Source organism: Pseudomonas bubulae (assembly GCF_037023725.1).
Taxonomy (GTDB): Bacteria; Pseudomonadota; Gammaproteobacteria; order Pseudomonadales; family Pseudomonadaceae; genus Aquipseudomonas; species Aquipseudomonas bubulae.
On sequence record NZ_CP146077.1, the window covers coordinates 3250223 to 3269038 of the forward strand.

15 protein-coding genes and 1 riboswitch are annotated in these 18816 nt (G+C 60.0%); of the genes, 2 read left to right on the forward strand and 13 right to left on the reverse strand.

Annotated features, from left to right (window positions below; all coding sequences use genetic code 11):
- Positions 1-17: 17 nt before the first annotated feature.
- The 6 genes from V6L81_RS14805 to V6L81_RS14830 all read right to left on the reverse strand — a co-directional run bounded on the left by V6L81_RS14805 (position 18) and on the right by V6L81_RS14830 (position 6516).
- Positions 18-779, reverse strand: coding sequence for an ABC transporter ATP-binding protein (locus V6L81_RS14805; RefSeq protein ID WP_133144610.1), 762 nt, complete (start codon positions 777-779; stop codon positions 18-20).
- The gene (locus V6L81_RS14810) at positions 776-1792 is read right to left on the reverse strand and encodes an iron ABC transporter permease (RefSeq protein ID WP_338660094.1); all 1017 of its coding nucleotides are present in this window, start codon (positions 1790-1792) and stop codon (positions 776-778) included. Before V6L81_RS14810 ends, V6L81_RS14805 begins: the two co-directional genes overlap by 4 nt.
- Complete coding sequence (locus tag V6L81_RS14815) at positions 1789-2802, reverse strand: ABC transporter substrate-binding protein (RefSeq protein ID WP_095024681.1); 1014 nt, start codon at positions 2800-2802, stop codon at positions 1789-1791. The genes V6L81_RS14810 and V6L81_RS14815 overlap by 4 nt, the downstream gene beginning before the upstream one ends.
- A gap of 115 nt (positions 2803-2917) precedes the next feature.
- Positions 2918-3116: riboswitch (cobalamin riboswitch) on the reverse strand.
- Positions 3117-3149: 33 nt separating this feature from the next.
- The gene (locus tag V6L81_RS14820) at positions 3150-4307 is read right to left on the reverse strand and encodes a DUF1624 domain-containing protein (RefSeq protein ID WP_095019936.1); all 1158 of its coding nucleotides are present in this window, start codon (positions 4305-4307) and stop codon (positions 3150-3152) included.
- Between the two features lie 102 nt (positions 4308-4409).
- Positions 4410-5708, reverse strand: coding sequence for an MFS transporter (locus tag V6L81_RS14825; protein WP_095019175.1), 1299 nt, complete (start codon positions 5706-5708; stop codon positions 4410-4412).
- A 34-nt stretch (positions 5709-5742) separates the two neighbouring features.
- On the reverse strand, positions 5743-6516 hold the full coding sequence (locus V6L81_RS14830; protein ID WP_095000241.1) for an SDR family NAD(P)-dependent oxidoreductase: 774 nt from the start codon (positions 6514-6516) through the stop codon (positions 5743-5745).
- A gap of 182 nt (positions 6517-6698) precedes the next feature.
- On the opposite strand from V6L81_RS14830, the gene V6L81_RS14835 reads away from it, so the two are divergent.
- The gene (locus V6L81_RS14835) at positions 6699-7034 is read left to right on the forward strand and encodes an RcnB family protein (protein ID WP_095000240.1); all 336 of its coding nucleotides are present in this window, start codon (positions 6699-6701) and stop codon (positions 7032-7034) included.
- A 95-nt stretch (positions 7035-7129) separates the two neighbouring features.
- On the opposite strand, the gene V6L81_RS14840 is transcribed toward V6L81_RS14835, so the two are convergent.
- From V6L81_RS14840 to V6L81_RS14870, 7 genes are all read right to left on the reverse strand, one after another.
- Positions 7130-7633, reverse strand: coding sequence for a PaaI family thioesterase (locus V6L81_RS14840; RefSeq protein ID WP_338660095.1), 504 nt, complete (start codon positions 7631-7633; stop codon positions 7130-7132).
- Between the two features lie 77 nt (positions 7634-7710).
- Positions 7711-8157, reverse strand: coding sequence for a MaoC/PaaZ C-terminal domain-containing protein (locus tag V6L81_RS14845; RefSeq protein ID WP_095000238.1), 447 nt, complete (start codon positions 8155-8157; stop codon positions 7711-7713).
- A complete protein-coding gene (locus V6L81_RS14850) occupies positions 8154-9791 on the reverse strand; it encodes an AMP-binding protein (protein WP_338660096.1) in 1638 nt (545 codons plus the stop codon). The genes V6L81_RS14845 and V6L81_RS14850 overlap by 4 nt, the downstream gene beginning before the upstream one ends.
- A 29-nt stretch (positions 9792-9820) precedes the next feature.
- On the reverse strand, positions 9821-11206 hold the full coding sequence (locus V6L81_RS14855; protein ID WP_095000237.1) for a GntP family permease: 1386 nt from the start codon (positions 11204-11206) through the stop codon (positions 9821-9823).
- A gap of 105 nt (positions 11207-11311) precedes the next feature.
- A complete protein-coding gene (locus V6L81_RS14860) occupies positions 11312-14371 on the reverse strand; it encodes an efflux RND transporter permease subunit (RefSeq protein WP_338660097.1) in 3060 nt (1019 codons plus the stop codon).
- Positions 14372-14380: 9 nt separating this feature from the next.
- Positions 14381-15493 carry an efflux RND transporter periplasmic adaptor subunit gene (locus V6L81_RS14865; RefSeq protein WP_338660690.1) on the reverse strand — a complete coding sequence of 371 codons (1113 nt, stop codon included), beginning with the start codon at positions 15491-15493 and terminating at the stop codon, positions 14381-14383.
- 89 nt (positions 15494-15582) lie between these two features.
- Positions 15583-17130 carry an efflux transporter outer membrane subunit gene (locus V6L81_RS14870; RefSeq protein WP_338660098.1) on the reverse strand — a complete coding sequence of 516 codons (1548 nt, stop codon included), beginning with the start codon at positions 17128-17130 and terminating at the stop codon, positions 15583-15585.
- A gap of 241 nt (positions 17131-17371) precedes the next feature.
- On the opposite strand from V6L81_RS14870, the gene V6L81_RS14875 reads away from it, so the two are divergent.
- Positions 17372-18808, forward strand: coding sequence for a coniferyl aldehyde dehydrogenase (locus V6L81_RS14875; RefSeq protein WP_095019932.1), 1437 nt, complete (start codon positions 17372-17374; stop codon positions 18806-18808).
- The last annotated feature ends 8 nt before the right edge of the window (positions 18809-18816 follow it).

An 18816-nucleotide genomic window follows, 5' to 3' on the forward strand; every position in this document is an offset into this window, starting at 1 on the left:
GCTCTCTTAAATAGTATTCAAACGCACATACGCAGGATCTGCGCGCCGTCAAAAGGGTCAGTCAGGTAATGCGCCTGTACCCCGAATGTGCTCTGCAGCCGTTGCGTGGTCAGGACTTCAAGGGGTTTACCAAGCGCCATCAAACGGCCACGTTCAAGAATCGCCAGGCGATCACAGCTCAGGGCCTGATTGAGGTCGTGCATGGCGATCAGGGTGGTCACGGGCAGGGCATGTATGGTTTTTAATATGGCCAGCTGATGCTGGATATCCAGATGATTGGCGGGCTCATCCAGCAACAGGATTTGCGGGCGCTGGGCCAGGGCCCGGGCGATATGCACGCGTTGTCGCTCACCACCCGAGAGCCCGCGCCAGGTACGGTTGCGCAGATGCGTAGCATCCACATCGGCCAGTGCCTGCTCGACAATGGCCGTGTCCCCGGCTGACCACGGGCTTAGCGCCGACAGCCAGGGTGTACGGCCCAGCGCGACGGCATCAAAAACGCCAATGCTGTCGTGGGTGTCGGCATGCTGCTCGACCACCGCCAGGGTTTGCGCAATGTTGCGCTGGCTCATTTTGCGCAGCGCTTGCCCGTGCAGTAAAACCTGGCCCTGGCCGGGCACCCGCAGGTTGGCCAGCAGCTTGAGCAATGTGGACTTGCCGGAGCCGTTGGGCCCGACTATCCCCAGGGTTTCGCCGCGCTGCACACTGAGGGTGATGCCCTGCAACAGCTGGGCATCACCCACGCGGTAACTCAGGTTGCTACAACTCAGTACCGTCATCGTGCATGTCTCCGGCCGATCAGGATCAGCGCAAATACGGGCGCGCCCACCAGAGCAGTGACCACGCCGACGGGAATCACCTGGCCTTTTATCAAGGTGCGTGACAGCACATCGGCGGCAATCATGAACAAGGCCCCGCCCAGGGCGCTGACGGGCAGCAGGCGGCCATGCCCGGTACCGGCCAGCAAGCGCACGGCGTGGGGAATGACCAGCCCGACAAAACCGATGGAGCCTACAATCGACACCATCACCGCCGTCACCAGCGCCGCACAACTGATCAGCAATAGCTGCACCCGGCGCACCGGGATACCCAATGAGGCCGCAGAGTCAGCACCAAAGGTGAATGCATCCAGCGCCCGTCGATGCCACAGGCACACCGCCAGCCCCAGCACCGCTGCAGGCACTGCCAGCCATACCGAAGGCCAGCGCACGCCACTGAGGTTGCCCAGCAACCAGAACATGATCCCGCGAGCCTGCTCGGAACTGGCCGATTTGGTGATCAGGAAGGCAGTGATTGCGTTGAACAACTGAGAACCGGCAATGCCTGCCAGGATGATCTGGGCACTTACACCGGAGGGCCCGCTGGCCCGTGCCAGCAGAATAACCAGGGCAAAGGCGCAAATCGCCCCGGCAAAGGCCCCGGCCGACAGTGAAATGGCCCCGGCGCCCAGGCCAAGCACCGCGACCACAACGGCACCTGTGGACGCCCCGGCAGAAATGCCCAGCAGGTAGGGGTCGGCCAGCGGGTTGCGCAGCAAGGACTGCAATACCACGCCGCAGATGGCCAGCCCCGCACCGCAGGCCGCGGCCACCAGAGCTCGGGTCAGGCGATAGTTCCAGACAATGCCTTCGTCGATCGGGTCCAGTGCATGCCCGGCGCCCCACAGTTTGTTGGCCAGTACCTGCAGCACCACATCGGGTGCGATCGGAGTTTCACCGATAGCGACCCCGGCGAGTACAGCCAGCAGCAGTGCTGTACAGGCGGCGAAGGCAGTGATCAACCGTGCAGTCATTTAGGCAGGTCGTGGCGGCTGATCGCAGTTGCGAGTGTTTCGATGCCGTCGAACAGGCGCAGGCTGGCCTGCATCCCGTGGGCATCGAGGACAATGATGCGGTTGTTTTTCACGGCATCCATATTGCGCGTTACCGGGTCGGTACGCAGGAATTCAAGTTTTTTCTCGACGTCATCCGCCGGGAAGCGTCGGCGATCCATGCGCGCGATGACCAAAAATGTCGGGTTGGCCTTGGCCAGGGTTTCCCAGCCGACAGTTGGCCATTCTTCATCGGACTCCACCACATTGCGCACGCCCAGGGTGTTGAGCATAAAGTCGGGGATACCCTTGCGCCCGGCAACATATGGGTCGATATCCATGTCCGCACTGGAGAACCAGAACAGCGCACTGGTGGCGCTCAGGTCCTTGCCCTTGAGCGAGGCAATGGATTTTTCTAGGCTCGCCTTGAGCTGGTTGTTCAGTTGTTCACCGCGCGCCTGCACATCGAAGATCTCTGCCAGCTGGCTGATGCTCTTGTAGACAGTGTCGATACTGAATGGCTGCATGCGCGTGCCGTCGGCGCCAACCAGGTTGTCTTTGCCCTCGCAGTCAGAAGGCATCAGGTAAGTCGGTATCTTCAGTTCGTGAAACTGCTCGCGGGTGCCCACCACACCCTGCGGCCCCACCATCCACTCCAGCTGCACGACCACCAGCTCCGGGCGTTTCCCAATGACGGCTTCAAAGCTCGGGTCATTGTCGGCCAGGCGCTCAACCTTGTCGTTCTGTGCCTGGTATTGCACGGGGACATCGTTGAACCACAAAGAAGTACCCACCAGCCTGTCACCAAGGCCCAGCGCATAGAGCATTTCGGTGCCGGCCTGGCCAATGGTTACCGCGCTTTTGGGGGCATGCTCAAACGTCAGCGGGGTGGCGCAGTTCTGCAGGGTCAGGGGGTATTGCGTGGGGGTCGCATGGGCCAGGGCCGGCAAGGCCAGCGTGACCATGAGCGTAACAACGCGGTGCAACAGCATGATGCAATCTCCATTTGATCGTACACGGGGCACAGGTGCACGGACGGGAATGCATCATCGGGTACTGCTGCAGCAACAGTACAAAGCAGGATGCCTCCCCGGACACCCCGCCGGTTAGTGTGTGGACTTTGCCGGCAGGTCTCCTGACTGATGGGTCATCGCTTGCTCCAGCCTTCCCGGGGGGTATCCCAGTGGCAATCTTGGAGCAGGCTCGTCATCTACAGTTGCGGGGGCAGTTCCGTTGGGTGCTGAAAAAGCACTGCGGATTCCCTTTTAACCCCCCGTTAGGGGGGACCGGCGGCAGGATGATAATCGATCCTGTTTGCTAAAGGGGGCCGCCGTCAGAATCAGAAATACTTGAGCCAGGTGATATCCCGCCGGCGGGCTTTCAAGTTGGCGAACCAGCGCACCGGCAAATACAACGAAATGGCCAGCAGCACGGCCGTTAACCACACCGCCCCGATACTGTCGAAACCGAAATAGTTGCCCTGATTCAAGCCAAACAGGGCAACACTGGCCAGGTACAGCACTTTGAGTGCATACAGATGCAACAGATAGAAAAACATCGGGGCTGCGCCAAACACGGCCAGGGTGCTGATCCACTTGCGTTGTTGTGCCCGCTCAAACGTCAGCAACAGCAACAGGCCCACACCCAGGGTCAAGGCGAGAAACAACAGCGAAGGCGGGTATTTAGTGATATTGAAAAAACTCATCACGCTGTGCATGGCGGAGTCATGGCTTGCCCAGGGGGCTTCGCCATAGCCATTGAACAAACGCAGCAGCATAAAGCCGAGCAGGGCGCCACTGCCCGCCAGCAACAGATAGCGCTGGCGCAAGGCTGGTGGGGTGGAGCGGGTGAACCAGGGGCCCAGGCAATAACCCAGAGCAATCACGCCGATCCACGGCAACACCGGATAGGACGTGCGCATGCGTAAGCTGTCGCCCACTTCAATCCAGCCGCGATCATGCAAAATCGCCCAGGGCACATGCATCATCGACCCCGCCGCAAAATGCAGGTTATCCAGCAGATTGTGTCCGGCGATGATTCCCAGGCCAAGTATCAGCAAAACCGGGCGTGGCAGCCACACCAGGGCGGCAAGGGCGATCATGCTGACGCCAATGGCCCAGATGACCTGCATGTAGATCACCGACGGCGGCAACTGGAAAGTCCAGGCGAAGTTGACCAGAGTGAACTCCAGCAGCACCAGAAACAGCCCGCGCTTGAACAGGAACGCCGAAACATCGCGTTTGCCCTGATACTTTTCGCCATACAGATACGCCGACAGGCCGGTCAGCAAGACAAATACCGGCGCACACAGATGGGCCAGGGTACGGCTGAAGAACAGTGCAGGGTCGGTGATCTCGATATTCATCGGGTCGGCTACTTGCCGGTGCAGGAAGAATGTCTCGCGCACGTGGTCCAGCAGCATAAAGAGGATAACCAGGCCCCGCAGGGCATCGATGGACAGCAGGCGCTGATTCAAGGGGGGAGTAGGGAGGGTCATTGAAGGGTCGCTGGCAAGGGAATGTTATAAAGTACTGATACTGTATAACATTCCCTGTTTCGCTGTCACCCCTTTGAGAAACACTCTCAAAGCTGGATATGTCTAGCGCAGCACTTTCACCCAGGCCATCAGCAATGCCGAAGACAGCACCCCGGCCGTCATAAAGATATACGCCGCCCCCGGATTGCCGGTAAGGCCGATCAGGTAGCCCACGATCCAGGAGCCGACAAAGGCCCCCAGAGCGCCACAGGCATTGATCAGGCCAATGGCTCCGCCGAACACGTTCGAAGGAATAATCTCCGGTATCAGTGCGAAAAAAGGCCCATAAGGTGCGTAAAGTGCAGCACCGGCAATAGTCAGCAAAGCAAACGACAACCAGAAATGTGAAGACCCTAGCAGGAACGAGCAGAAGAAGGCCAGCGCCCCCAAGGCCAGCAGCGGCCAGATGAAGGGTTTGCGCTGCTGGGTTTTGTCCGAAGCCCAGGACACAGCCAGCATCGTCGCTACCGCTGCGACATAAGGAACTGCGCTTAGCCAGCCAACTGTCACGATGTCCGCCGCCGCTGCCTGTTTGATAATGCTCGGCAGCCACATGATAAAACCGTACACGCCAATGCTCCACAGCGCATGCACACAGCACAACTGGATCACCACAGGGCTGGTAAACGCCTGACGGTAATTGCGCACTTGTTGCATGCCTTTCTGTTCATCAGCCAGGGTCGCCGCCAGTCGGGCTTTTTCCTGTGGCGTCAACCAGTTCACCTGTTCAGGCCTGTCTCGCGCCATGCGCCACCAGACGAAGGCCCAGAGCACCGCTGGCGCGCCTTCAATGATGAACATTTCGCGCCAGCCCCAGGCCTGGATCAGGTAGCCGGACAGTACCGACATCCACAATACGGTCACCGGGTTGCCCAGCACCAGGAAGGTATTGGCCCGCGAGCGCTCTTTGCGGGTGAACCAGTTGCTGATGAAAATCAGCATGGCCGGCATCACGGCCGCTTCGACAATGCCCAGGGAAACCCGAATAAACATCAGCATCGGGATATTGGTCACCAACCCCGTGGCCATGGCGCAAAAGCCCCACAGGATCAGGCTCCAGAACACCAGTTTGCGCACGCTGTACTTCTGCGCGTAGATCGCCCCCGGTACCTGGAAGAAAAAGTAACCGAGAAAAAACAGCGCACCGATCAGCGAGGACATGCCCTTGGTGATGCCCAGGTCCTGCTCGATGCCCGCCGCACTGGCAAAGCCGTAGTTGGCCCGGTCCAGGTAGGCCAGGCTGTAAGTAATGAATATCAGCGGGATCAGATACAGCCAGCGTTTGGTCGCGAAGCCCTGGGTCTTGACCTGCGCACTGCCGATCTCGCTCAAGGGCAGTGCTGGTTCTTTAAGCGTGCTCATGGGGTGTTCCTTGTTATTGTTTTTCAGGTGCGGGTCAAACAACGCTGGTCAGGCCCCCGTCCACAAACAGGGTTTGCCCGTTGATAAAGTCCGAAGCCGGCGAAGCCAGGAACACCGCGGCTCCGCACAGCTCATCAACCCGGCCCCAGCGGCCAGCCGGGGTGCGCTTGCACAGCCACTCGGAAAACTCCTGGTTATCGACCAGGGCGCGATTCATTTCGGTGGCAAAATAGCCCGGGGCCAGGCCATTGGCCTGGATGCCATGCCGTGCCCACTCGGCGCACATGCCTTTGGTGAGCATCTTCACTGCGCCTTTGGAGGCGGCATAAGGGGCGATGGTCGGGCGTGCCAGCTGGCTTTGCACCGAGCAGATATTGATGATCTTGCCGCGACCGCGGGCGATCATGTGCCGCGCAACAGCTTGGGAAACATGGAACACACCGTCCAGGTTGGTGCGCATCACGTCGTGCCAGTCGCTGGCGCTGAAGTCCTCCAGTGGCGCACGACGCTGGATGCCGGCGTTGTTGACCAGAATATCGATGGCCCCGACATCGCTCTCAAAGGTGTTGATCGCGGCTAGCAATTGCTCGCGGTCGGTCACATCGAAGGCCACGGATTCAGCCTTCAGCCCTTCGTCGCGCAGTTGAGCGGCCACGGCACGAGATTTATCGATATTGCGAGTGTTGATCACCACCGTTGCGCCAGCTGCGCCCAGGCCGCGGGCCAGTTCAAGCCCGATACCCTGGCCTGATCCGGTGATCAGGGCCCGACGCCCCTCAAGCTTGAAGCTGTTGATATTGAATGACATGCTGTTCTCCACAAATGGCCGTTTATTATTTTCAGCGGCCTTGTGGTTACTTCACCTCAAGCTATAAGTGCAGTCCAATCGTCATTGCTGATCTCGTGATCAATATTCTTGATTAAGATATTGGAACGTACTGCAGTGAGGGCTTGTCCATAAAGCCTGTACTCCCATACGTTGAGGTGAACATGCGCAGCTTGATTTCTGCATCAATAATGGCCGGTCTTTTGTGCGCCATGCCTTACGCAGCACAGGCTGATGACGACAAACCCGGGGACTGCAAGCCGGGGCAGATACTGGCTGAGTCCATGGACCTGAGCAGTTGCTATGGCAACGGCGACAAGGCGCCTGATCAATTCATCCGGGACGCGGAGGCGATCAAGGACTGGCACGCCCGGGGCCTGCCAAAACCTGATGAACATGAACAGTGGGTGCAAATCAGCGGCCACTATGTGCTGGTCAATCGCGTCAATGCGGTAATCAAGGAGATCCGCACCAAAGACGCCAGAGTCCTGAGTAAATAACGGCTGGATCCCGGACCAGTCAGCTCCCACCGATTGCGCTGCTGGCAATCAGGGTGGGAGCGAGCTTGCTCGCGATGATGTCACGCCGATCAGCTTTAACCCGCAGCGCGGCCATGGGCTGCCGTGGCCAGTTGCCCGGTGTCGACCCGTACGAAAATCGAATCGCCCACCGCCGTCAGCACATCCCCGGCATAGACCTCGCATAAAATCCGCGTTTTACGCCCCACGTCGCCTTCCACCCGGGCCCGCAAGGTCAGCGGCACGCCCATGGGCGTCGGTTTGATAAATTTGATTCCCAGGTTGCCCGTGACGCAATTGATCCGCGGCAGGCTGGCCGCATCGCGCTGCTCCATGCGGTAGTGATAAGCCATGGCCGTCCAGTTCGAATGGCAGTCCACCAGCATGGCGATCATGCCGCCGTATACCAGTTCGGGCCAACCGCAATATTTGGGGTCCGGCAGGTGTTTGGCAATCACATGCACACCGTCTTCGTGCCAGTAACTCTTGATATGCAAGCCGTGAGGGTTGTGGCTGCCGCAGCCATAACAGACTCCATCGGGGGCGGCGCTGTCTTGCAGAGAGGTCGTTAGCCGGGACATATCATATTCATCCTCAAGGACCCGCCGACTTGTCGTGGCGGGCAATGTTCACAGCCAGCCGGGCTGTTGGAAAAGGTCTAAACCGGCGTCCGATTGCTGAGCAAAATCTTGCCGCTGGCCTCGGCAATCTGCTCGCCGCGCTGGTTGCTGCAATAGCCGCTGAGTATCGCAATACCGCCATTGCTGCGGGGTTTGTCGAGGGTTTCGGTAATGGTCCATTCGACACTCAGGGTGTCGCCTGCAAACACCGGAGCGATAAACCGGCAGTTATGCTCAAGGTAGGCCACGGCGGTGCCGTAGAAGTACATGCCGATGGAAGCAGACATGAAGGCGCTGGTCATTGGCCCATGCAGGATCGGTCGACCGAAACGGCTGCTGGCACAAAATTGGGCATCGCTGTGCAACGGGTTGAAGTCACCAAACATGCCGCAGGCACGGCTGATGTGTGACGCATCGATGGTCAGCGACTGGCCAAACGTTTCGCCCCGGGTAATTTCGTCGAAAGCCTTTCCTAGAAAATTCATGCTTGCAGCTCCATCGCAGTACGTTGTTCTTCCAGTTCGCGCAGGGCCTTGCGAATGATTTTGCCCGTCGTGGTCATGGGCAGTTCGTCGAGGAATTCAATTTCACGGGGGTACTCATGGGCCGCCAGTTGTGCGCGAACATGCGCCTGCAGCTCGCGTATGGTGTTGTTGCTGGCGGCGTAGCCGTGGTTGAGGACGACAAACGCCTTGACCACCTCGGTACGAATCGGATCTTTCTTGCCGATAGCCGCCGCCATTTTCACCGCCGGATGCTTGATCAGGCAGTCTTCGATGGGGGTCGGTCCGATGCGATAGCCTGCGCTGGTGATGACGTCATCGTTGCGTCCAAGGAAGAAGATATAGCCATCCTCATCCATCGAGCCCTTGTCGCCCGTCACCAGCCAGCCGTTGAGGTATTTCTCGGCAGTGGCCTGGCTGTTTTCCCAATAGCGCAGCATCTGGCTGCCGTTGGGCGTGGCCACGGCAATATGCCCTGAACCACCTGTGGGCACGGGCACGCCATAGTCGTCGACGATGGCCACGTCAAACCCCTCGACCGCGCGGCCAATGGCATGGGGGCGGTAGATCCCCTGGCTGGCGCAGGAGGACACCACCAGATTGCATTCGGTCTGGCCATAAAATTCATTGATGCGCACGCCCAGCGCCTGGTCGCCCCAGGCCAGCAGTTCATCACCCAGTGACTCGCCACCACTGGCAACCGACCGCAGCGCGAGATGCCAGCGCTGTTGCGGGTTTTCGACAGGGCGTAACAGCTTGAGGGCGGTGGGCGGGAAGAAGACATTTTTAATCTGCAATGCTTCAATCAGGGCAAATACGTCTTCAGGTACAAACTTGTCAGCGCGGTGGGCCACCACCGGCACGCCGTGATACCAGGCAGGTAGCAGCACATCGAGCAACCCGCCAATCCATGCCCAGTCTGCCGGGGTCCACATCCGGTCACCGGGCTGGGGGAAGTCGTCGTGTGAACTGCGCACGCCGGGCAAATGCCCGAGCAACACGCGATGGGCATGCAAAGCGCCTTTAGGATGGCCGGTGGTGCCGGAGGTGTAGATGATCAGTGCCGGATCCTCGGCCGCCGTATCGAGGGTCTCGAACTGGTCACTGTGGCACTGCAGTTGCTCATGGTAATCAAGCACGTCATTACGATGCGCGGGTGCATCGATAACGTAGCACAGCTGTAAGTGGGCAAGGCCGGCACGAATTCCGTCGATCTTCTGCAGGCCGCTGGCGTCGGTGATCAGCGCACGCATTGAACAGTTCGAAGCGCGATGTTCGATGGCGTCCGCACCGAACAGCTTGAACAGCGGAACCGCAATGGCGCCCAGCTTGTACAGCGCGATATGGGCGGTGCCGGCCTCCAGGCCTTGAGGGAGCATGATCCCGACCCTGTCACCTGCGTTGATACCTTGTGCGCGCAAACTGTTGGCCAGGCGGTTGGCCTGTTGTTGCAAGGCCAAAAAGCTGTGGTATTGAACCGTGCCATCGGCATTTTTCTGGATGATCGCAATGCGTTCGGGGTCGTCAGTCCAGCGGTCACAGCAAGCCCGGGCAATATTGAAACGCTGCGAAGCATCCCGTTGCGGGTCGCTGGGAGAGAGAGGTGCCGTGTTCATGGTCGAGTCCTTGTTGTTATGCGCCATGGTCAGAAGCTGCCGAACGTTGAACCCAGCACCATGACCACCAGCAAGGCGGTCATGGGCACAACGGTCGTCATCATGAAAATTTGCGGGTAGGACTGGCGGTGCGTAAGGTTACAAATTGCCAGTAAGGTGATCACCGCGCCCGAGTGGGGCAGGGTGTCCAGGCCGCCGGCAGCAATGGTAGCGACCCGGTGAAACAGGTCGGGGCTGATGCCCGCGGCTTCGATCATGCGCAGATAGTCTGCGCCCAGGGTGCGGAAGGCGATGCTCAGGCCTCCGGACGAGGAGCCGGTAATGCCTGCCAGCACGTTCATGCTGAGCACGGCCGAAATCAGCGGATGCTCCGGCGAGACATTGAGGATGGTGTCCTTGATCAGCGCAAATCCGGCCATACCGGCGATCACCGCGCCATAGGCCACTTCCGAAGCTGTGTTGAAGATCGGCAGCAGGGCGCCGATGGTGCCCTTGTTGAGGGTGACCGTCAGGTTGTCCCAGCGGCGCCAGTTGAGCAGGATCACAAATACGATTGCGCACATCAGGGCCAACAGCACGGACCACAGCCCTATGACGCTCACCGGGTCGATATTGCCAAAGCGCTCTTCACGCAAAACGCTGAGGTCCAGGGCAGGCAGGATCCAGTAGCTGAACGCCGCGTTCAGGCCGATCACCACGATTATCGGCAGCAGGGCTACGAGCAGTCCGGGTTTTTTTATGCTGGCATTCGACGCAATTTCGTCGTCATGGGGGCCGTAGCCTTCACCCTTGGCCATGGCCTTGCGGGCTCGCGATTGCAGCATCCAGCTGCCCATCCACAGCATGACGATCGACGCGATGATGCCCAGGCCCGGGGCGGCGAAGGTGGTGGTGCCCAGATAAGCCGTGGGAATCGAGTTCTGTATCGACGGTGCGCCAGGCAGCGCGGTCATGGTGAAGGTAAAGGCCCCCAGCGCGATGGCCGCTGGCATATAGCGTTTTGGCGTGCCGGACTCACGAAAAATTGCCGCCCCGATCGGGTATACGGCAAAGGCCACCACAAACAGCGATACGCCACCGTAGGTCAACAGCGCACAGGCCAGCACTACGGTGAGAATTGCATGGCGATGGCCGAGTTTGCGCATAAACCAGTCAGCGATGGTATGCGCTGCTCCGGAGTCGGCGACCAGCTTGCCGAACAGGGCACCGAGTATGAACAGGGGGAAAAACTTGATCACATAGAGCCCCAGCTCCTTCATGAACAGCTGGGTAAAGGTGGGCATGATATCTGCGGCTGCCCCGCTGAGAAGAACGGCCAGCGCGGCCATCAACGGCGCCAGGATCAAAACCGTCACGCCCCGGTAGGCGAAAAACATCAACAACAGAAGGGATATCAGTATCGCCATCGTGCTCATGGGTGGCTCTCTTATAATTATTGTTTTGGCTTGTTTTTGTGCTTACGTTTACGTTTGCGTCAACCTAGAGCACGTATGCGACCCTGTCAACCTTGCCCCCTGTATTCATCCGCCGCGCGGACCTGTCGAGGGTCGTGCAGCCTGGAGGTGATGGCTGGAACCGATAAACATATACATCGCCGGCACCATGAACAGCGTCAGCAGGGTGCCGATAGACAGCCCGGCGAAGATCACCAGCCCCATGTCATGGCGCCCTGCAGCCCCGGCACCGGAAGCCCAGACCAGCGGCACCACGCCCAGTACCATCGCGGCCGTGGTCATCAGGATCGGCCGCAGACGCACGGCGGCGGCTTCTTCAATGGCCTCGCGCTTGCTGCGACCTGCGCGTTGCAACTCGTTGGCAAACTGCACGATCAGGATCCCGTGTTTGGTGATCAGCCCCAGCAGCGTCACCAGGCCCACCTGGGTGTACACATTGATCGAGGCAAAGCCCATGGTAATAAAGGCCAGCGCACCAAACAGTGCCGGCGGCACCGAGAACAGAATGACCACCGGATCGCGGAAGCTTTCGAACTGGAAGGCCAGGGCCAGGTAGACGATTAATATCGAGAACAGCAGCAAGCCGACAAAGCCGCCGGACTCTTGCATGAACTGACGCGACTCGCCGGAAAAGTCCGAGGTGTAACCCGAGGGCGCAATATCGTTCAGGATAGTGTTGAGCCTGGCCAGCAACTCGCCCTGGGCCACACCGCTGACGCCCGAGAGGGTCGCCGAGTTCAACTGCTGGAAGTGATTGATCGACTCGGGTTGTGTCGAGGTCTCGATATGCGCCACCGTGCGCGCCGGGATCATCACACCGGCGGGCGTACGGATGTAGTAATCGAGAATCTGCTCGGGGTTGAGCCGGTCAACCTGCAGTACTTGCGGGATGACTTTGTATGAGCGCCCGGCGGTCGAGAAGTAATTGACGTAGTTGCCACCCAATGCAGCTGACAGGGCTGCGCCGACATCTGCCTGGGTCATGCCCAGTGCGGCAATTTTTTCCCGGTCGACCACCAGTCTGGCCTGCGGTTTGTCCAGTTTCAGGTCCATGTCGGCAAACCAGAACAGCTGTTGCTTCTGGGCTTCGGCCATCACGGCCTGAGCCACTTCATTGAGGTTTTCTACCGAGTCGGTGGTGGTGATCACAAACTGCACCGGCAATCCCTGGGCGCCCGGTAACGAAGGCAATGGGAAGGCAGCGACGGTGGCCCCCGGCACCTGATTCCATTTTTGCTGAAGATCGAAGATCAGCTCAGCCTGGGAGCGTGTGCGTTCGCTCCAGGGCTTGAGCAAGACCCCGCCCAGGCCCTGATTGAGGGCGGGCAGCCCGGTCAGCTGGAACATCTGCGCGTATTCAGGCTCCTTGCTGGCGATCTGAAACGCCTGGTCGGCAATGCGCTCCATCTGTTGCGGTGCAGCTGTCGGCGGGCCTTTGATCATCATGAACACCAGCCCCTGGTCTTCGGTCGGTGACAGTTCGCTTTTGGCGGTCATGCCACTGGCGGCGACCAGTACAAACAGGACAAAGCCAAAGGTCACCAGCACCGGCCAACTATCCAGACCGGCTGACAAAACGCGATGGTAACGCCCGCGCAGCCAGTCAAAACACTGATCGAGCCGGCGCGCGAAGCGACCTTCATCCTGCCCGGGTTGCAACAGCCGGGAGGTCATCATCGGTGACAGCGTCATGGCCACCACTGCCGATACCGTTACCGCACCGGCCAGGGAAAAACAGAACTCCTTGAACAGTGCCCCCGTCAAGCCGCTGCGCAGCCCGATCGGCACATAGGCGGCAATCAGCACCACCGTCATCGCGATGATCGGGCCGCCCAGTTCACGCGCCGCCATCAACGCGGCTTCAAATACACTTTTGCCTTGTTCCTTGATATGCCGGTCGACGTTTTCCACCACGATAATCGCGTCGTCCACCACCAGACCAATGGCCAGAACCAATGCAAGCAAGGTCAGCAGGTTGATCGAGTAACCCAGCAGATACATGACAAAGAAGGTGCCGACCAGCGACAGCGGTATCGCCACCAGTGGCACTATCACCGCGCGGAATGAGCCGAGGAACAGGTAGATGACCACCGACACTATGACCAAAGCTTCCGCCAGGGTCTTGACCACCTCGATAATCGAAGTATTGATGAACGCCGTGGAGTCATAAACAATTTCGCCGCGCACGCCTGCAGGCAATTGCGCTTGCAGTTCGGGGAAGGCGTCGCGCACGCTGCTGGCAACGCTGAGGATATTGGCATTGGGCGCGGCCTTGATACCGACGAACACCGAACGTTTGCCGGAAAACGCCACGCTGCTGTCGTAGCTTTCTGCACCCAGGGTCACAGTGGCGACATCTTCCAGGTACACCAGGGCATCGTCGTTGTTCTTGATCACCAGCCGCTTGAATTCATCCACCGTGTGCAAGTCGGTTCCGGCCGTCAGGTCTACCGTGACCATTTGCCCGCGGGTTGAACCCACGGCAGACAGGTAGTTGTTGTTGGCCAGCGCCGCGACTACGTCCTGGGCGGTGACGTTATGGGCCGCCAGTTTGTCCGGGTCCAGCCAGGCACGCAGGGCGAACTGGCGCCCACCGAGGATTTCTGCGGTTTGCACGCCCTGGATCGAGTCGAGCTTGGGTTTGACCACCCGCACCAGATAATCGGTGATGTTATTGGTGGGCAGGGTGTCGCTGTAGAACCCCAGGTACATGGCATCCGTGGTTTGCCCCACCGCAACCGACAGCACCGGTTCCTGGGCCTGGGCCGGTAGCTGGTTCTTGACCGAGTTGACCTGGGTGTTGATCTCGGTCAGGGCCTTGCTGGCGTCGAAGTTCAGCCGCAGCGTGGCGGTAATGGTCGAGACCCCGGTAATACTCGACGAAGACAGATAATCGATGCCCTGGGCCTGGGCGATCGCCGACTCCAGTGGCTGGGTGATAAACCCGGCAACTGTGGCTGCATCGGCGCCGTAGTAGGCGGTAGTAATAGTGACCACCGCATTTTCGGTTCGCGGCCATTGGTTGACCGGCAATTCGAAGATCGAACGTAGCCCCAGGATCAGGATAAACAGCGAAACCACTACGGCCCAGACCGGGCGCTGGATAAAGGTATCGGTGAGCTTCATGGGTCACCTTTAATGTTCTTGAGGCATTGGCGCCGCATCGTTGAGCGGCGCAGCACTGTTGTCGATCTGCACCGGTGAGCCATTTTTGAGTTTCATCTGACCACTGGTGATCAACAGGTCGCCTTCCTTCACACCGGACAGGATGGCGACCTGATCGCCACGGGTCGGTCCGGTCTTGATAAAGGTCTGTTGTGCCGTGAGAACGTCTTCACCCTTGTCGTTCTTGCTCGACAGCGCGATAAAAACGGTGGTGCCGTAGGGGTTATAGGTGACGGCTGTCTGTGGCACGGTCAGGTAGCGCAGCACCGCCCCCGAGTCGACAACTGCGCGGGCAAACATGCCGGGCACCAGGTTCTTCCCGGGGTTGGCAACGCTGGCTTCGACCGTGACGTTACGCGTGGTCGGGTCGAAGCGGGTGTCTATGGTGCTGACGCGCCCCGTGAATGTCTGGTTGGAGAGGCCGTCGGCGGTCACCGATACTTTTTGGCCGACGGCAATGGCTTCCAGTTGGGTCTGGGGCACGTTGAAGTCGATATAGATGGGGTCGAAGGTTTGCAACGTGGCGATTTTGTCACCGGGGTTGAGGTATTGCCCGGGGTTGACAGCGGTAATGCCTATACGCCCGGCAAAGGGCGCACGAATGGTTTTTTGCGCCACCAGCGCCCGCTGCTGTTCTGCGGCGGCCAGTTTGACTTTGAGGTCTGCGTTGTCGGTGTCCACTTGCGCCTGGGACACGGCGTTGACCGCCAGTTGTGCGCGGTCACGCTTGAGGACGATGGCAGCCAGGTCCGCCGTGGCTTCCAGCGAATGGAGCAGGGCGATGTCCGAATCAGCATTCAATTGAACCAGCAGCGCCTGTGCTGCCACTTCCTGGCCCGGTGTAAAACCGATGCTGCGCACAATGCCGCCCGCTTCGGTGGTCACATCGACCCCGCGCACGGCTTTTATCGAGCCCACGGCGGTCACCGTCGGCTGCCAGTCGTCGAACGGTACTTGCATGGCGGTGACGACGGCGGCGGGCAAGGGCTGCTTTGCCTGGGCAATCATGGCTGAGATCTGCGCGAACTTGACCCCGGCGATGATCGCGACAATCACCAGCACCACCCCGATCATGATAAGCATCGGCCGCCACAGCCTGCGCCTTGCAGTGGGTTGCGCGAGTGAGTCGTTGTTGACGTCAGCCATGGTTGTTCTCGCTGTTTCAATGGTATTCAGTCGAGCCGCGTGGGTTTGGCGGGCGCGGTCTTGTTGTGACTCGGCATGAGTTCTTGCCAGGTCGGCAAGCCGAATCGGTCAGGGCGGCCCTGGGGGTCAGGGTCGCTGCGGTTCCACCAGCCGCCGCCCAGAGCCTGGAACAGCGCTGCGGTATCGCTGTAGCGCACGGCCTGGGCCTGGACCCGGCTGAGCACGGTGTTCTGGTAGGTTTGCTGCGCCGTGAGCAGGTTGATATAAGCCACCGCTCCCAGGCGGTACTGCGCCTGCACCAGGGCAAGGCTGGCCTGGGCGGACTGCTCCGCAGCCACTTGCTGCTTGAGCGCCTCGGCATCGGCCTCCAGCGCCCTGAGCGCGTTGGCCACATCCTGGAATGCGGCAAGCACCGTACCGCGGTACTGCGCCGCCGACTGGTCATACGCCGCAACCGCCGCCCGTTTTCGGTGTTCAAGCGCACCGGCATCGAACAGCGGTTGGGCAATTGCCCCGGCCAGGCTCCATACACCCGAGCCTGCGGAAAACAGCGTGCTGCCGCTGGCTACCGTGGAACCCAATGAACCGGTAATGCTGAACTGTGGCAACTGATTGGCCACCGCCACGCCAATATTGGCACTGGCCTCATGCAGTTGCGCCTGAGCGGAGCGCACATCCGGACGCTGTTCGACGATTGCCGAGGGCAGACTCACTGGCAATTCTTGCGGCAGATGCAGGGACGCCAGGTTGAAACGCTCGCCCTTGTCCTGATTGGGGAACCTGCCCAGGTAGGCCATCAACTGGTTCCGGGTTTGCGCCAACTGCTTTTGCAAGGGCGCCAGAGTAGCGCGGGTTTGCGCCAGGGCAGTTTGCTGGGTCAATACATCGGTATCGGCAATGGCACCGAGGCGCCGCTGCGCCTGCAGCAGGTCGAGCTGGTCGCTCTGTAGCTGGATGATTTGCCCGGTCGCCGCAATCTGATCGCGCAGGGACGCCAGGCTGACGGCGGTATTGACCACATTGGTGGATAGCGTGAGGTAGGTGGCCTCAAGCTGAAAACGCTGGTACTCGGCTTGCGCCGTGGACGACTCGATCTGCCGGCGCGTACCGCCGAAGACATCCGGCGCATAGGACACGCTCAGTGACGCGGAGCTGAGTGTGAGAATCGGCGACGACGCCGTACCGGATGTGGTCCCGGAGACTTTCTGGCGGGTTTTCGACAAATTGCCGTTCAGGACGGGAAACAAGGAAGCCTGATCGACATACACCTGCTCATTGGCCTGGCGCAATGCTGCTTGCGCGGCGCTGATATCCGGGTTGGCGCGCAAGGCCTCTTCCACCAGGGCGTTCAATTCCGGCGAGCGGAACAGTGTCCACCATTGCCCGGGTATATCCATGCCGGCAATCAGGCGTTGCGCAGCGCCGCCAGCGTCGATATCGGCCCGGGCGGTGGTCGTGAGGTTGTGCGTGGAGTAACCGGCATCCGCAGCGACTTCGGGACGAACAAAGTCAGGCCCCAGGGTACAACCTGCGAGGGCAATGAACAGCAGACTCAGCGGCAAACACCGTTGCATCCGACAGCCCTCCTGAAAGGGCAGGTAGTGACGGGATTCAAGTCACGTTGGCAGTTGGACTGAACGTTAATCCAAGCGCGGGACAACCGCAACCAGAGGAAACCTTCGCCCTCGGCGGGGTGTACAGGTTACGGGGCCACTCTGACTTACTCGTCCACTTGGACGAGGCGCTTGCACGCAGGATCGGGCTAGCTTTCGCTCAGGGTGTTGTGCGGGCCCTTGTTCAGTTGAGGAGGCATCAATGAGTTGTGCAATTTCTTGCGCTGATGGTCTGGCAGCCCTGTTGCTTGAGCAGAAAGCCGCGTTCAACGCTCAGGGCGCAGTCAGCGCTGCGCAGCGCCGGGCGCGAATCCAGCGGGTAATCGACATACTGGTGGACCACCACCTGGCGCTGGCCGAGGCGATGGATGCCGACTTTGGCGGTCGCCCCCGGGGGTTCTCATTGATGAACGATGTGCTGGGGGCACTGGGCTCGCTCAAGCACGCCCGGGACCACCTCGAAAGCTGGATGCAGGATGAACCGCGACAGGTCTTCAGCCCCTATGATCAGCTCGGTGCCCAGGCATGGGTGATGTACCAGCCCAAGGGCACCGTGGGCATTCTGGGGACCTGGAACGCGCCGCTGTACACACTGCTCAGCCCGCTGGCTTCGGCGCTGGCGGCAGGTAACCGGGCGATCCTCAAGCCCTCGGAGGTGGTACCGCGCACTGCCGCGCTGGTTGCCAGGCTGTTTGCCGAACTGTTCGACCCGCTGGAAGTGGGGGTGGTCACCGGCGGCGCCGACCTGGCCCAGGCTTTTACTGCGCAACCCTTTGATCACCTGGTGTTTACCGGCAGTACCGCCGTGGCCCGCTCGGTGATGGGTAATGCAGCGCAAAATCTGGTGCCGGTGACACTGGAACTGGGCGGTAAATCGCCAGTGATCGTTGCCCGCAGCGCGGATCTGGCCACGGCGGCCTTTCGCATTGCTCTGTCCAAGACCACCAACAGCGGTCAGGTCTGCATCAACCCGGACCTGGTCTACGTTGCCCGTGAGCAGCTTGAGGCGTTTATCAATGCCTTTGCTGGCGCTTACCGCGGGTTCATCCCCGAGGTAAGCGACAACCCGGATGTAGTTGCCGTGGTCAACCCACAACATCTGGCCCGGGTGGAAAATCTGGTTGACCAGGCCCGTCAGGCCGGTGCCCGGGTGATAAGCCTGCCCTATGCGCAAGCGGTCGATATGCAAAACCGTCGGCGTCCGTTGCAACTGGTTATCGACCCGCCTCAAGACAGCCTGATCATGCACGAAGAGATCTTCGGCCCGGCCATGGTCGTGCTGCCCTACGACGAGGTCGACCAGGTGATTGCGCATATCAATGACCGGCCACGGCCACTGGCCCTCTACTACTTTGGCAACGATGCCCTTGAACAGCGTCATGTGCTGGAGCACACCCTGTCCGGTGGCGTCACCCTCAATGACGTGATGATGCATGCCGCCTTGCATGATGCTCCGTTCGGCGGTATCGGCGGCTCGGGCATGGGCCATTACCACGGCCGTGAAGGGTTCCTTGAATTCAGCCACCTGCGCACCGTACTCAAGGCACCCGACCACGATCCGCGCGGCGAATGGGGCTTGCTGCCGCCTTATAGCGAGCATTTCGAGGCGGCAATGCTGGCGCAGATCACTCGGGATTGATCCTGGCA